12 protein-coding genes are annotated in these 15,328 nt (G+C 71.9%); 10 read left to right on the top strand and 2 right to left on the bottom strand.

Annotated elements, in window-relative coordinates; genetic code table 11:
* Nucleotides 1-37: 37 nt before the first annotated feature.
* The 9 genes from ACQPZZ_RS30260 to ACQPZZ_RS30220 all read left to right on the top strand — a co-directional run bounded on the left by ACQPZZ_RS30260 (nt 38) and on the right by ACQPZZ_RS30220 (nt 12,262).
* Entirely contained in the window at nt 38-1,960 is a 1,923-nt protein-coding gene (locus ACQPZZ_RS30260) for a TIGR03960 family B12-binding radical SAM protein (RefSeq protein WP_432924664.1), read from the top strand.
* A gap of 95 nt (nt 1,961-2,055) precedes the next feature.
* Complete coding sequence (locus tag ACQPZZ_RS30255) at nt 2,056-2,787, top strand: TIGR03936 family radical SAM-associated protein (protein ID WP_432924662.1); 732 nt, start codon at nt 2,056-2,058, stop codon at nt 2,785-2,787.
* Between the two features lie 808 nt (nt 2,788-3,595).
* Nucleotides 3,596-5,860 carry an Rne/Rng family ribonuclease gene (locus ACQPZZ_RS30250; RefSeq protein ID WP_432934602.1) on the top strand — a complete coding sequence of 755 codons (2,265 nt, stop codon included), beginning with the start codon at nt 3,596-3,598 and terminating at the stop codon, nt 5,858-5,860.
* Between the two features lie 188 nt (nt 5,861-6,048).
* Entirely contained in the window at nt 6,049-6,363 is a 315-nt protein-coding gene (gene rplU, locus ACQPZZ_RS30245) for a 50S ribosomal protein L21 (RefSeq protein WP_030505848.1), read from the top strand.
* A gap of 45 nt (nt 6,364-6,408) precedes the next feature.
* Nucleotides 6,409-6,666: a 50S ribosomal protein L27 gene (rpmA, locus tag ACQPZZ_RS30240; protein WP_030505847.1), complete on the top strand. Its 258-nt coding sequence runs from the start codon at nt 6,409-6,411 to the stop codon at nt 6,664-6,666.
* A gap of 94 nt (nt 6,667-6,760) precedes the next feature.
* Nucleotides 6,761-8,110: a GTPase ObgE gene (obgE, locus tag ACQPZZ_RS30235; RefSeq protein WP_432924660.1), complete on the top strand. Its 1,350-nt coding sequence runs from the start codon at nt 6,761-6,763 to the stop codon at nt 8,108-8,110.
* 25 nt (nt 8,111-8,135) lie between these two features.
* Complete coding sequence (gene proB / locus ACQPZZ_RS30230) at nt 8,136-9,284, top strand: glutamate 5-kinase (protein ID WP_432924658.1); 1,149 nt, start codon at nt 8,136-8,138, stop codon at nt 9,282-9,284.
* Nucleotides 9,277-10,533, top strand: a complete 1,257-nt coding sequence (locus tag ACQPZZ_RS30225) for a glutamate-5-semialdehyde dehydrogenase (RefSeq protein WP_432924656.1) — start codon at nt 9,277-9,279, stop codon at nt 10,531-10,533. The genes proB and ACQPZZ_RS30225 overlap by 8 nt, the downstream gene beginning before the upstream one ends.
* A gap of 148 nt (nt 10,534-10,681) precedes the next feature.
* The gene (locus ACQPZZ_RS30220) at nt 10,682-12,262 is read left to right on the top strand and encodes a serine/threonine-protein kinase (RefSeq protein ID WP_432924654.1); all 1,581 of its coding nucleotides are present in this window, start codon (nt 10,682-10,684) and stop codon (nt 12,260-12,262) included.
* A 112-nt stretch (nt 12,263-12,374) separates the two neighbouring features.
* On the opposite strand, the gene ACQPZZ_RS30215 is transcribed toward ACQPZZ_RS30220, so the two are convergent.
* Nucleotides 12,375-13,385: a M48 family metallopeptidase gene (locus tag ACQPZZ_RS30215; RefSeq protein ID WP_432924652.1), complete on the bottom strand. Its 1,011-nt coding sequence runs from the start codon at nt 13,383-13,385 to the stop codon at nt 12,375-12,377.
* A 113-nt stretch (nt 13,386-13,498) separates the two neighbouring features.
* Here ACQPZZ_RS30215 and nadD point away from each other — a divergent pair, with 113 nt between their 5' ends.
* The gene (gene nadD / locus ACQPZZ_RS30210; protein WP_432924650.1) at nt 13,499-14,110 is read left to right on the top strand and encodes a nicotinate-nucleotide adenylyltransferase; all 612 of its coding nucleotides are present in this window, start codon (nt 13,499-13,501) and stop codon (nt 14,108-14,110) included.
* On the opposite strand, the gene ACQPZZ_RS30205 is transcribed toward nadD, so the two are convergent.
* Nucleotides 14,073-15,290, bottom strand: a complete 1,218-nt coding sequence (locus ACQPZZ_RS30205) for an MFS transporter (RefSeq protein ID WP_432924648.1) — start codon at nt 15,288-15,290, stop codon at nt 14,073-14,075. The genes nadD and ACQPZZ_RS30205 overlap by 38 nt on opposite strands.
* Nucleotides 15,291-15,328 lie beyond the last annotated feature (38 nt).

The following is a 15,328-nucleotide window of genomic DNA, read 5'->3' as shown; positions in this document are numbered from 1 at the left end:
CGCAGGGGACACTCGCGGGAGCCGATACCCTGGAAGCATGTCTGTCGAGTCGTTGTTTCCCCGCCTGGAGCCGCTGCTGCCCAAGGTGCAGAAGCCGATCCAGTACGTCGGGGGCGAGCTGAACTCGACGGTCAAGGACTGGGACGAGGCGACCGTCCGGTGGGCTCTGATGTACCCGGACGCCTACGAGGTCGGCCTGCCCAACCAGGGGGTGCAGATCCTCTACGAGATCCTCAACGAGCTGCCCGAGACGCTGGCGGAGCGCACCTACGCGGTGTGGCCCGATCTCGAGGCGCTCATGCGGTCCGAGGGCGTCCCGCAGTTCACCGTGGACGGCCACCGGCCGGTTCGCGCGTTCGACGTCCTCGGGGTGTCGTTCGCCACCGAACTCGGCTACACGAACCTCCTCACCGCGCTCGACCTGGCGGGGATCCCGCTGGAGGCGGCGGACCGCACCGAAGAGGACCCGATCGTGCTGGCGGGCGGTCACGCCGCGTTCAACCCGGAGCCGATCGCCGACTTCCTCGACGCCGCGGTGCTCGGCGACGGCGAGCAGATCGCCATCGCGATTTCCGAGGTGCTGCGCGAGTGGAAGGCCGAGGGGTCGCCCGGCGGCCGCGACGAGCTGCTGATGCGTCTCGCCTCCACCGGCGGGGTGTACGTCCCGAAGTTCTATGACGTCGAGTACCACCCGGACGGCCGCATCATGCGCGTCGTCCCCAACCGCGACGGCGTGCCGACGCGCGTGTTCAAGCACACGGTCATGGACCTCGACGAGTGGCCGTATCCGAAGAAACCGCTGGTCCCGCTCGCCGAGACCGTGCACGAGCGGTTCAGCGTCGAGATCTTCCGGGGCTGCACCCGGGGCTGCCGCTTCTGCCAGGCGGGGATGATCACCCGTCCGGTCCGGGAGCGGTCGATCACCACGATCGGCGACATGGTCGAGGCGGGGATCAAGGAGTCCGGCTTCAACGAGGTCGGGCTGCTCTCGCTGTCCAGCGCGGACCACTCCGAGATCGCCGATGTGACCAGGGGTCTCGCCGACCGCTACGAGGGCAGCCAGGTCGGCCTGTCCCTGCCGTCCACCAGGGTCGACGCGTTCAACATCGACCTGGCGAACGAGTTGTCCCGCAACGGCCGTCGTTCCGGGCTCACGTTCGCGCCGGAGGGCGGATCCGAGCGGATGCGCAAGGTGATCAACAAGATGGTCACCGAGGAGGACCTGATCCGCACGGTCACCACCGCCTACTCCAACGGCTGGCGGCAGGTGAAGCTCTACTTCATGTGCGGGCTGCCGACGGAGGAGGACGAGGACGTCCTCGGCATCGCCGACCTGGCCAAGAAGGTCATCAAGGCGGGCCGTGACGCGACGGGTTCGCGTGACATCCGCTGCACGGTCTCCATCGGCGGGTTCGTGCCCAAGCCGCACACCCCGTTCCAGTGGGCCGCCCAGTGCGACCACGAGACGGTGGACCGCCGGCTGCGCGCGCTGCGCGACGCCCTGCGCTCCGACAAGGAGTACGGCAGGGCGATCGGCTACCGCTACCACGACGGCAAGCCGTCGATCGTGGAGGGGCTGCTGTCGCGTGGCGACCGCCGGGTGGGCCGGGTCATCCGCGCCGTCTGGGAGGACGGCGGCCGGTTCGACGGCTGGAGCGAGCACTTCTCGTTCGAGCGGTGGATGGCGGCGGCGGACCGCGCCCTGGCCGGCGAGCCGGTGGACGTGGACTGGTACACGACCCGTGAGCGGGACGAGCACGAGGTGCTCCCCTGGGACCACCTCGACGCCGGTCTCGACCGCGAGTGGCTGTGGCAGGACTGGCAGGACGCGCTCAACACGGTCGAGGTCGAGGACTGCCGCTGGACGCCCTGCTACGACTGCGGTGTCTGCCCCACGATGGGGACGGAGATCCAGATCGGCCCCACGGGCAGGAAACTTCTGCCACTCACCGTGATCTGACGCTCACGGCCTATCCTGAGACAACGATCGACCGACACCGGAAGGACGACGGAACTCTGAAACCCGTTCCCGACGGGCCCGCGCCCGAACCGACGGTGCAGCGCCTGCGTGTGCGCTACGCCAAGCGGGGCCGCCTGCGTTTCACCAGCCACCGTGACATCTCCCGCGCCGTCGAACGGGCGGTGCGGCGAGCCGGCATCCCGGTGGCCTACAGCGCCGGCTTCAGCCCCCACCCGAAGATCTCCTATGCCGGCGCCGCCCCCACCGGAGTGGCGAGCGAGGCCGAGTACCTCGAGATCGGGGTGAACCGGCCATGTGACCCGCGGCGGGTTCGCGACGACCTCGACGCCTCGTTGCCGCCGGGACTGGACGTGCTCGATGTGGTGGAGGCGCGGGACGGGAACCTGGCCGACCGGCTGGAGGGCTCGTCGTGGGAGCTGCGGCTCCCCGGGGCCGATCCGGGCGAGGCGGAGCGGGCGGTGAAGGAGTTCCTGGCGGCCGACCAGGTGGAGGTCGAACGCCTGACCAAGAAGGGAATGCGGCGGTTCGACGCCCGCCAGGCGGTGCGTTCGCTCGCCGTGCTCGACGGTCCGGGAATTACGGCAGGTCAGGAGACCGTTCAACCGTGTGTCATACTTCGTATGGTTGTTCGGCACGAAACACCTGCCGTCCGGCCCGATGACGTGCTCATGGGTTTGCGTCTCGTGGCAGGCTTCGCGCCGCCGTCACCCCCAGCGGTGACCAGGCTGGCGCAGGGGCCGCTCGACGCGATGACCGGTGAGCCCGCCGACCCGTTCGCTTTCGACCGGGCAGGCGGAGACCGATAAGACTTGCCGCCGAGGCGCCGACAGGAAGCCCGGCGGACCGCGAGAGACGAGAGCCTCCGCGCGGCGCGGAGACGTGCCCGGAGGCTGACGGGAGAGCGCCCGCATGCTCGACAACGAGCCCACTGACGGGGCTGTGAGCCTTGACGGTGATACGACAACGGAAGAACGCGGCCAGGCCGGGGGAGACGCTGCTTCCTCCGGTCCCTCCGGCGTGCGCAAGACGCCGCGCCGCCGGGCGGCGAGCCGCCCGGCCGGGCCTCCGCCCGAGCCGGACGACCTGCCGCCGCCGGTGACCACGGTGGCCGCGGCCAGCATGCCGAAGGTTGCCGAAGGCACTGCGCCGAAGGTCGCCGAAAGCACGGCGCCGCAGGCCGCGGAGACCACCGCGCCGGAGGTGGCCGAGGCCACGGCGTCGGCCGCGCCGCCCGCGCAGGCCGAGCCGGTGACACAGGAGGAGCCGGTCGCGAAGGAACGGCCCAAGCGGGTCACCCGCCGCCGTACCAAGACCGCCGAGCCGGCCGTCCTCGAGACGCCGGCCGTCCTCGAGACGCCGGCCGTTCCCGAGACGTCGGCCGTTCCCGAGACAGCGCCGGCGGAGGCCGCCCTCGTGGAGACGGCGACGACCGGGGACGACGAGCCGGCCGCGCCCACCCGGCGACGCCGCACCCGCAAGAGGACCGACGAGAGCGAGCCGTCGCCCCAGCAGCCTGAGCAGGCAGAGGAGGCGGTGCAGGCCGAGGAGTCCCCGGCCCCCCGGCGCCGTCGCCGGGCCCGCGCGGAAGAGCCGGCGCCGGAACGATCCAGGGCGATGAGCGCCGCGGAGGCCGAGGTCGCCGCCGCGCTGCGCCTCAACCTCCCCGATGAGGAGCCGCTCGACGACGAGCCGCTCGACATCGAGGACATCGACATCGAAGACGACGACGCCGAGGAGGACGGCGGGCGGCCGGACGTGGTGGCCGATCCCTTCGGGCTGTCGGCTCGGCCGGCGTCCGTGCCCTCGGTGACCTTCCAGGCGCCGTCGGCGTTGTTCCAGCCGCTCTTCCAGGCCCCCGACCCGTTCGCGGTGCCCGCGCCGCGGCCCGCGTCAACGGCCGAGCCGGTGTCCGCCGACGAGGAGGAGCCGGAGGAGCCCGGGGAGACGACCGAGTCCGGCGAGGACGAGTCCGAGGCGGATGGCGGCGGCCGCAGGCGGCGGCGCCGCCGCGGCGGGCGCGGACGCGGCGCCCGTGCCAGGGACACCGAGGACGGCGAGGACGGCGAGGAGCCCGAAGGCGAGGGCGAGGAGCCGCAGTCCGCGTCGGCCGAGGAGGAGGACCGCGAGCAGGCGGAAGACGACGCCGAGGGCCAGACCGGCACCCGGCGCCGCCGGCGCCGTCGCCGCCGGGGCACCGAGGAGGCCGAGCTGGCCCCCGACGACCCGCCGAACACCGTCGTCCGCATCCGGGCGCCCCGCGCCACCAGGTCCACCTCGGTGGACGAGGTCCAGGGCGTACGGGGATCGACCCGGCTGGAGGCGAAGAAGCAGCGCCGCCGCGAGGGCCGCGAGCTGGGCCGCCGCCGTCCCCCGATCATCACGGAGTCGGAGTTCCTGGCCCGGCGCGAGTCGGTCGAGCGGATCATGGTGGTGCGCCGCCAGGGCGGCCGCACCCAGATCGCGGTGCTCGAGGACGGTATCCTCGTCGAGCACTACGTCGACAGGGAGTCCAGCCAGTCGTACGTCGGCAACGTCTATCTCGGCAAGGTCCAGAACGTGCTGCCCTCGATGGAGGCGGCGTTCGTGGACATCGGCAAGGGTCGCAACGCCGTGCTGTACGCCGGCGAGGTGAACTTCGACACCGCGGGGCTGGAGGGCCAGCCCAAGCGGATCGAGGCGGCGCTGAAGTCCGGGCAGTCGGTGCTCGTCCAGGTCACCAAGGACCCGATCGGCCACAAGGGCGCCAGGCTGACCTCCCAGATCAGCCTCCCCGGCCGCTACCTGGTCTATGTGCCGGACGGCTCGATGACCGGCATCAGCCGCAAGCTCCCCGACAAGGAGCGGGCGCGCCTGAAGCAGATTCTGCGCAAGGTCATGCCGGAGAACGCGGGCGTCATCGTGCGCACGGCCGCGGAGGGCGCCTCGGAGGAGGAGCTCAGCCGCGACGTCGCCCGGCTGTCGGCGCAGTGGGAGAACATCCAGCGCAAGGCCAAGTCGGCCAGCCCGCCGGAACTGCTGTCAGGCGAGCCCGACCTGACCGTCCGGGTGGTCCGCGACGTCTTCAACGAGGACTTCAGCTCCCTGGTCGTCGAGGGCGACGAGGCGTGGACGACCGTGGACGAGTACGTCCGCTACGTCGCCCCGCACCTCGCCGAGCGGCTGACGAAGTGGGAGGAGGAGACCGACGCCTTCTCCGCCTACCGCATCGACGAGCAGATCGCCAAGGCGATGGAGCGCAAGGTGTGGCTGCCGTCCGGCGGCTCCCTGGTGATCGACCGGACCGAGGCGATGACGGTCGTCGACGTCAACACCGGCAAGTTCACCGGGCAGGGCGGCAACCTCGAGGAGACCGTCACCCGCAACAACCTGGAGGCGGCCGAGGAGATCGTCCGCCAGCTCAGGCTGCGGGACATCGGCGGCATCATCGTGATCGACTTCATCGACATGGTTCTGGAGAGCAACCGCGACCTGGTGCTCCGGCGGCTGCTGGAGTGCCTGGCGCGGGACCGGACCAAGCACCAGGTGGCGGAGGTCACCTCGCTGGGTCTGGTGCAGATGACCCGTAAGCGGGTCGGCCAGGGCCTCCTGGAGGCGTTCTCCACGCCGTGTGACTGCTGTCACGGGCGCGGGATCATCGTCTCGACCGAGCCGGTCGAGGCGAAGCCCGAGCCGCGTGGCACGCAGGGCAAGATGGCCATCGAGAAGTCGGTGGCCGAGAAGCTGGCGGCGAGCGAGAGCTCGGTCGCCGCAGCGTCGGGTTCGGCGCGCGAGAGCGTCACGGACGCCATCGACGCCGATCCCAACGGCTCCGACGAGGGCGAGAGCTCCGCGTCGTCTTCCCGGGGACGGCGACGTTCCCGCAGGAAGACGGCGGAGTAACGACTTCGTCATCCGGCGGTCCGCTCGGTTCGACCTGGGTACCGGATATCCGGTACCCTAGGCAATCGGTGCGCCCGGTGTCGGCGTGCCTGGCTTCGCGCGCCTGCCCGGATCGCCGGTCGTGTTATCGACAGCAGCTGGATGCGGGGCGCGGCATCTCAGCATTTAGCCAGTAGAAGGGTTCCGCGGTGTACGCGATCGTTCGTTGCGGCGGCAGGCAGCAGAAGGTCTCCGTCGGGGACGTCCTCGAGGTGGACAAGGTCGCCGGCGAGGTTGGCTCCTCGGTGTCGCTGCCGGCGGTGCTCGTCGTCAACGACGGCGATGTCACCACCGACGCAGCCACGCTTTCCCGGTTCCAGGTGACCGCCGAGATCCTCGGCGAGACCAAGGGCCCGAAGATCCGGATTCTGAAGTACAAGAACAAGACCGGATACAAGAAGCGCCAGGGTCACCGTCAGCGGTACACCCAGGTCAAGGTCACCGGCATCAACCCCGGACAGTAGTTTCCCGGGGGACGACCCCCGCTTACCCCCGAAAGGGAGTGAACCATGGCACACAAGAAGGGCGCCTCGTCCACCCGGAACGGCCGTGACTCGAACGCTCAGCGCCTCGGTGTGAAGCGTTTCGGCGGTCAGCTGGTGAACGCGGGCGAGATCATCGTCCGTCAGCGCGGCACGCACTTCCACCCCGGCGACAACGTCGGCCGTGGTGGCGACGACACGCTGTTCGCCCTGGCCACGGGCCGGGTGCAGTTCGGCACCAAGCGCGGTCGCCGCGCGGTGAGCATCGTCCCGGCCGCGGAGTAGATCCGCCCCGGACATTCACAAGCAGCGCGATGAGGCGGATCGAGCATTCGGTCCGCCTCATCGCTTTTTCCATAGCAGTAAGGGGGAGCGGCTGATGGCCGACTTCGTGGACCACGTCGTCCTGCACATCAAGGCGGGTGACGGGGGCAACGGCTGCGCCTCCATCCACCGGGAGAAGTTCAAGCCGCTCGGCGGGCCCGACGGCGGCAACGGCGGACGCGGCGGCGACGTCATCCTGGAGGTGGATCCCAACACCGCCACCCTGCTGGAGTACCACCACCGGCCGCACCGCCGGGCGGGCAACGGCAAGCAGGGCATGGGCTCGAACCGGGACGGCGCCAACGGCGAGGACATCGTCCTTCCGGTGCCCAACGGCACGGTCGTGAAGGACGCCGGGACCGGCGAGGTGCTGGTCGACCTGGTCGGCGCCGGCACCCGGTACGTCGCCGCGCAGGGCGGCTTCGGCGGCCTCGGCAACGCCGCGCTCGCCAACGCCAAGCGCAAGGCCCCGGGGTTCGCGCTGCTGGGCGAGCCGGGCGACGAGGCCGAGATCGTGCTCGAACTCAAGACCGTCGCCGACGTGGCGCTGGTCGGGTTCCCCAACGCGGGCAAGTCGTCGCTGATCGCGGCGCTGTCCGCGGCCCGGCCCAAGATCGCCGACTATCCGTTCACGACGCTCATTCCGAACCTCGGCGTGGTCACGGCGGGCGAGACGGTCTTCACGGTCGCCGACGTGCCGGGGCTCATCCCGGGGGCGTCCGAGGGCCGGGGTCTCGGTCACGAGTTCCTGCGGCACGTCGAGCGCTGCTCGACGATCGTGCACGTGCTCGACTGCGCGACGATCGAACCGGGGCGCGACCCGATGACCGACTTCGAGGTGATCGAGGCCGAGCTGGCGGCGTACGGCTCGCTGCAGGACCGGCCGCGGCTGGTCGCGCTGAACAAGGTGGACGTCCCGGACGGCCGGGACCTGGCCGACATCGTCACGCCCATGCTGGAGGAGCGCGGCCTGCGCGTCTTCGAGATCTCCGCCGCCAGCCACGAGGGCCTCAAGCCGCTGGCGTACGCGATGGCGGAGATGGTGGCGGCGGCCCGGGCGCAGGCCCCGGTCGAGGAGCCCACGCGGCTGGTCATCCGGCCCAGGCAACTCGGCGAGACCGGGTTCGCGGTGCGGCGCCTCGACGAGAACCGCTTCCAGGTGACCGGTGAGAAGCCCGAGCGGTGGATCCGCCAGACCGACTTCTCCAACGACGAGGCCGTCGGCTATCTGGCCGACCGCCTCGAACGGCTCGGCGTCGAGGGAGAGCTGATCAAGGCCGGTGCGACGGCCGGCGCCGAGGTGATCATCGGTCCGATGGAGGGCGGCTACGTCTTCGACTGGCAGCCGTCGCAGGCCACGGAGGCGACCATGGGCCCGCGTGGCACCGACGCGAGGCTCGGCTGATCGGAGGGCCGGAGTGGGAGATGGCGTGACGGGCAGGGAGCGGATCCGAGAGGCCGCGAAGCTGGTGGTCAAGGTGGGGTCGTCGTCGCTGACCACCCCCCAGGGCATGATCGACGTCGACCGGGTGGACGCGCTGGTGGACGTGCTGGCCGCCCGGCGCAGGGCGGGCACGCAGATCGTGCTCGTGTCGTCCGGCGCCATCGCCGCGGGGCTCGGCCCGCTCGGGCTGCGCGCCCGGCCCAAGGACCTGGCCACCCAGCAGGCGGCCGCCTCGGTGGGGCAGGGGGTGCTGATAGCGCGGTACACCTCGTCGTTCGCCAGGTACGGCCTGCGCGTGGGACAGGTGCTGCTGACGGCCGACGACATGATGCGCCGGTCGCACCACCGCAATGCCCGGCGGGCGCTGGCCCGCCTGCTGGAGCTCGGCATCATGCCCGTCGTCAACGAGAACGACACCGTGGCCACCGACGAGATCCGCTTCGGTGACAACGACAGACTGGCGGCGTTGGTGGCCCACCTGATCCACGCCGACGGGCTGGTGCTCCTGTCGGACGTCGACGCGTTGTACGACGGCGATCCCCGCAAGGACGGCGCCACCCGCATCGCCGAGGTCCGCGGGCCGGAGGACCTGGATGACGTCGAGCTGGGCACCTCGGGACGCGTGGGCACCGGCGGCATGATCACCAAGGTGGAGGCGGCCCGCATCGCGACCGGAGCGGGCGTCCCGGTGGTGCTCACGGCGGCGGCCCACGCGGCCCAGGCACTCGCCGGGGCCGACATCGGCACCTGCTTCCACCCGGGCGGCCGCCACCCCGGCACCCGCCTGCTGTGGCTCGCCCACGCGACGACCGGCAGGGGCCGCCTCTATCTGGACGCGGGCGCCGTCGAGGCCGTCGTACGGCGGCGCAAGTCGCTGCTTCCCGCGGGCGTGGTGAAGGTCGAGGGCGACTTCGCGGCGGGCGACCCGGTGGACGTGTGCGCGCCGACCGGCGACAGGATCGCCCGCGGCCTGGTGAACTACGACGCGGGAGAGATTCCCGAGCTGCTCGGCCGCTCCACCCGGGAGCTGGCGAGAACACTCGGCCCGGAGTATCGGCGTGAGCTGATCCACCGGGACGACATGGTCATACTGGAGCCCACCACCACACGTGACGGAGCACGAGGCAATGTCTGAGGCAGAGGAATTCCTGAAGGTCGCCCACGCCGCGAGGGACGCCGCGACGGTGCTCGCGCCGATGCCGCGCGCGCCGAAGGACGCGGCGCTGCGGGCCGTGGCCGGCGCCCTGGAGGAGGCCGCGGACGAGATCGTCGCGGCCAACGCGGTGGACGTGGAGCGCGCCAGGGAGAACGGCACCTCCGAGGCGATGATCGACCGGCTGCGGCTCGACGCCGGCCGGATCGCCACGATCGCGGAGGCGGTCCGCCAGGTGGCCGACCTGCCCGACCCGGTCGGCGAGGTCGTGCGCGGCGGCACGCTGCCCAACGGCCTGGAGCTGCGTCAGGTGCGGGTGCCTCTCGGCGTCATCGGCATCATCTACGAGGGCAGGCCCAACGTCACCGTGGACGCGGCCGCGCTGTGCCTCAAGAGCGGCAACGGCGTGCTGTTGCGCGGGTCGTCCAGCGCGTACTCCTCCAACACGGCGCTGGTGCGGATCATGCAGCGGGCGCTGGCGGCGACCGAGGTGCCGGCGGACGCCGTGCAGCTCGTGCCCGGCCAGACCCGCGAGTCGGTCAAGCACCTGATGCGTGCCCGGGGCCTGGTCGACGTGCTGATCCCGCGCGGCGGCGCCTCGCTCATTAACAGCGTGGTCGAGGAGTCGACCGTGCCGGTCATCGAGACCGGGGTGGGCAACTGCCACGTGTACGTGGACGCCGACGCCGACATCGACACCGCTCTGAAGATCCTGGTGAACGCCAAGGCGCAGCGGCCCTCGGTGTGCAACGCGGCCGAGACGGTCCTCGTGCACGCCGCCATCGCCGGCGAGTTCGTCCCGAAGGCGCTGACGGCGCTGAAGGACGCGGGCGTGACCGTCCACGGGGACGAGCGGGTGCGGGCCTACGGCGCCGACGTCGTGCCCGCCACCGAGGAGGACTTCACGAGCGAGTACCTCTCGCTCGACATCGCCGCCGCGGTGGTCGACTCGCTGGACGACGCGGTCGCGCACATCCGCAGGTACGGCTCGGCCCATACCGACGCCATCGTGACCCGTTCCCAGCAGGCCGCCCGCAGGTTCGTGGCGACGGTGGACTCGGCGGCGGTCGCGGTGAACGCCTCGACCCGCTTCACCGACGGCGGGGAGTTCGGCTTCGGGGCGGAGATCGGCATTTCCACCCAGAAGCTGCACGCCCGCGGCCCGATGGGGCTGCCGGAGCTGACCTCCACCAAGTGGATCTACACGGGCGAGGGGCACGTACGAGGGTGACCGTCGGACGCGGGTGAGCACGGGGGTGAGGACGGGACGCGGGCCGAGGCCCGCGTCCACCCGACTCGTATGCGCTCCGACTTGTTCGCGGTCCGAACGGCGCGCCTCCACCGATTCCGGCGGCGGGACCGCTATGGTTGGCGCTCCTATGGCTGGACGTCTCGGGCGGGTCGGCCCCTACGCGCTGATGGAGCGGCTGGGCCGGGGTGGCATGGGTGAGGTGTACCTCGCCGTCGGCCGCCGGGGCGACCGCGTCGCCGTGAAGATGCTGCGCGACCCCATCGAGAACGACGCCGACGCCCGATTACGGCTCGAACGCGAGGTCCGGGCGCTGCGCCGGGTCGAGAATCCCTACGTGGCCCAGGTGCTCGACGCCGACCTGTCCGGCGACCGGCCGTACCTCGTGATGGAGTACGTCGAGGGGGAGAACCTCCTCGACGCCGTACGGCGCGGCGGGCCGCTGCCGGAGCATCGGCTCATCGCGCTGGCGCACGGCCTCGCGGCGGCGCTGGCGATCATCCACGCGGGCGGGATCGTGCACCGCGACGTCAAGCCGGCCAACGTCCTGCTGGGCGCGGACGGGCCGGTGCTGATCGACTTCGGTATCGCCCAGGTGCTCGACGCGACGCGGGTCACGATGACCGGCGCGTTCCTCGGCACGCCGGGCTACTGCGCCCCGGAGGTGTTCTCGGACGAGACGGTGGGAGAGCCGGCCGACGTCCACGGCTGGGCCGCCACCGTGGCGTTCGCCGCCACCGGACGGCCGACCTTCGGGCGAGGTACGGCGGAGTCGCAGATGTACGCCGTGCTGAACGGCAAGGCCGATCTCGTGGGAGTCCCCGCGGCCCTGCTGCCGCTGGTGCGGGCGGCGCTGCACCGCGACCCGGCCCGCCGTCCCACCGCCGCCGTGCTGGCCGACCGTCTGTCCCGGCTCGCCCGGGTCAGCGAGACGTCCACGACCGACCGCGGCGCTGATCGGGCCGGAGCGGAGCCGGCCGCCCGCGGCCGCGCCGCCGAGGCGGTCGCGCGGGTCCGCGCGCAGGCGCCCGCGCGTACGGCGACGGGGAGGACCGGGGAGCCGGCGATGAAGGAACAGGCCCGGCCCACCGGTGGCCGTGCCAACCGCCGCACCCGGACGGGCGAGAGCCGTACGGCGCCGGCGGCCCTCGCGGCGGCGGGAGGCGGCACGCACGCGCCCGAGGGGGCGCTCGGCATCCCCACCGGGAACGCCGCCCTGGTCCTGGTCGCGCTGCTGGCCGTCCCGTGCGTGGTGACGTCGGTGGTCTACCCGCTCGCGACCTTCGCGATCACGGCGGCCTTCGCCGTGGTCACCAGGGCCGTGTGGACCAGCCACTGGCTGGTGCGAGGCCGCAAACCCGGCCGTGCCCGCGCCTTCCTGCGCGCGCTGATGTTCCCCCTCACGCTGGCGGGTTCGCTGTTGTCGGCCGTCGCGTGGCCGGGGCTGCCCGCCGCGGCGGCGGCGTTCGCGGCCCTGTGGGTGGGCTCAGGGGCGCGGCTGGAGCCGGAGTGGTGGTCTCAGGCGGTGCCCGTCACCATCGCCGGCGTCGCGTTCGGCGTGGTCAGCGGCGCGATCATCGGCCGGGAGATCGAACGCGCGGGCGCGGCCATTCCCGGCCTGCGTCGGGAGGGACTGCGCGCGCTCGCCGTCCTGGGCGGCTTCGTCGCGCTCTGCGCGGCGGCCGTGCGCGCCGTGGCCTTCTTCTTCTGACGATCGTCGCTGGTCGTGACCTCGTCCGACGGTCGCGGGCAGCCCGCCGCGGCGCACGTGTGCATCGTCCGGACGGGCCCACCCCTGCCTGCTGTGCCCCGATGCCCCGAGGTCAGTTCTCGCGGCGGGCGAAGCGGTTGAAGATGCGCTCGCCGGCGTTGACCGCGCCCTCGGCGACATCGCGCAGCACGCCGATGAACGGATCCTGCGACTGGGCCCACGACTCGCGGTAGGAGTTGGCCGCCGCCTTGATCTCGTCGGTGATCTTCGCGTTGGCGTCGTCCTCCCGCCGCGGGTAGTCGCCGGCGATGATCCGGTCGTACTCTCCGCCGCGGCGCCACCGGTCGAGTTCGGCGACCCGGGTCACCGCGAACGGGTGGGTCGTGCCGAGCAGGTTGAGGACCTTCAGCAGGCCGTCCCGCACGTCGCCCGCCGTGTCGTACTCCCTGGCCTGGTCGAGGAACGCCTCGATGTTCATCTCGTGCAGGCGTGAGCCTCCGGCGAGCTTCATGAGCGCCCGCAGCGCGGCGTCGGGGTCCTGCCCGGCGAGCAGACCGCCGCGGTCGGCGGACATCTCCGCCTTGCGCTGCCATTCCTCCAGCGCGGCGACGATGACCCGCAGGCCGATGTAGCCGAGCGGGATCCAGGCCACCCGGGTGGCCAGGCGGGTCAGGATCTCGAGCATCGTGCCGTAGACCGCGTGGCCCGACAGGATGTGCGAGGTCTCGTGGCCGATGACGAAGCGCAGCTCCTCGTCGTCCATCAGGTCGAGCAGTCCCGTCGAGACGATGATGAACGGCTCGTCGAAACCGATCGCCATCGCGTACGCCTTCGGGTCCTGCTGCACGTAGATCTCCGGGATCCGGTGCAGGTCGAGGATGTAGGCGGTGTCGCGGCCCATGTCGTGCAGGGCGCGGAACTGGGTGTCGGTCGTGCGCACCGCGGAGGCGAGGAACATCAGCCGGAGCCGGCGCTCGCTGAACAGGCCGGACGTGCGCTTGAGCACCGCGTCGAATCCGGAGAGCGAACGCATCGCGACCAGTGCGGAACGGTCGGCGGGGTGTTCGTAGGCTCGCGAGCTGATGCCGGGCAGCTGCACGCGATTGCGATCGGGAGTGGTCATGTTCCGCATGCTATGTCTCACGGGCCGGACGCGCGCGGGACGCGGTGAGGAGCCAGGGCCGTCCGCAGGGGCCGGTTTCCGGTGTGGTCCGATAGGCGCGTTATCGTCCGTCCATGCGAAACGGGACGGCTATCCGGCGTTTGGGAGTGATGGGCGGGACCTTCGACCCGATCCACCACGGCCACCTGGTGGCGGCCAGCGAGGTGGCCCATCACTTCGATCTGGACGAGGTGGTGTTCGTCCCCACCGGCCGGCCCTGGCAGAAGGCGGAGCAGACCGTGTCCTCGACCGAGGACCGGTATTTGATGACGGTGATCGCCACCGCCTCGAATCCCCGCTTCTCGGTCAGCCGGGTGGACATCGACCGGCCCGGCCCGACGTACACCATCGACACGCTGCGGGACATCGCCTCGACGTACGGCCCGGAGGTGGAGCTGTACTTCATCACCGGCGCCGACGCGCTCGCGCAGATCCTGAGCTGGCGTGACGCCGACGAGCTGTTCACCATCGCGCACTTCGTCGGCTGCACCCGGCCCGGCCACACGCTCAAGGACCCCGGCCTGCCCGCGGGCAAGGTCAGCCTGGTCGAGATCCCCGCCCTGGCGATCTCGTCGTCGGAGTGCCGCGACCGGGTGGCCGCCGGGGAGCCCATCTGGTACCTGGTCCCCGACGGCATCGTGCAGTACATCAACAAGCGCCACCTGTACCGCGATCCGGAGTCCTGACGGCCCGTCGCCGGTCCCGCAGGCCGTACGCCGCGGCGAGCGCGCCGGCGAGCGCCGCCGCGTACAGCACCGGACGGTGGGAGGTCAGGGCGAGGAGTCCCGCGCCGAGGGCCATCCCGACGGCCGTCGGCACGAACAGCAGGCTGTTGGTGGTCGCGGACACCGTGGCGAGCAGGTCGCGGGGTGTGATCCGCTGTACGGCGGTGAATGCGGCGACCAGCACCCAGGGCAGGCCAAGCCCCGACAGCAGGCTCGCCGCCGCCACGACGGGCTCCGAGGGGGTGGCGCGCAGGGCCACTGAGACGGCGAACAGGAGCCCTCCGGCGGCGGGCAGCCGCGACTCCCCGGCCCGGCGCAGCACCGGCCCCGCGATCAGGCCGCCGAGGACCGTGCCGCCGCCCTGGATCGCGGACAGCACACCGGTGAAGCCCGGCTCCCGGTGCAGACCGTGGTCGACCACGGCGAAGACGGCCGCGCCGTTGACGCCGGAGACCAGCATCAGCACCGCGCCGGACGGCACGAGGCGGCGCAGGAACGGGTCGCCGAACAGGAAGCGCGCCCCGTCCGCCGTCCGGGCCGCCCACCCGCGCGCCGCGGAGGCGCGCGACCCGGCCGTGCGCGGCAGGCGCAGTGAAGCGAGCAGCCAGGCGCAGGCCGCGAAGGTGGCCGCGTCGAGCGCGACCACCGCGTCGCCGCCCGCGACGGTGAACAACCCGGCGCCGAGCAGGGGCGCGGCGAGACGCGTGCCCTCCGACGCGCTCATGCGCAGGCCGTTGACCTCGGCCAGCAACGCCTCCGGGACGGCCGCGGGCAGGACGGCCGCCTCGGCCGCGTCGAGCAGGACGAAGCTCACGCCGTAGAGCACCAGCACCGCGAACAGCAGCCAGACTTGCGCGGGGGAGCGGACCAGGAAGAGCAGGCACAGCACCGCGCCCATCACGACGTTGGTCCAGATGAGCACGGGCCTGGCGCCGAGGACGTCGACCAGCGCGCCGAGCGCGGGCCCGGCCGCCGTCGGCGCCCAGAAGCAGAACGCGGTGAGACCGGCGAGGCTGTCCGACCCGGTCAGCGACTTCATCCAGATGCCCGCGACCAGGGACATGGCCATGGTGCCGAAACCGGAGACGACGACGGCGCTCAGATAACGGCGGGCGTTGCGGTCGGCGAGAGCGGCTTTCACGACGATCGATGATCGCCGCCAGCAACCCCCAAGTCAAT

The sequence above is a fragment of the Microbispora sp. CA-135349 genome (assembly GCF_050947365.1).
Lineage (GTDB): Bacteria > Actinomycetota > Actinomycetes > Streptosporangiales > Streptosporangiaceae > Microbispora.
The sequence above is the reverse complement of the archived record's forward strand: the minus strand, read 5'-3'. Positions and strand labels throughout refer to the sequence as shown.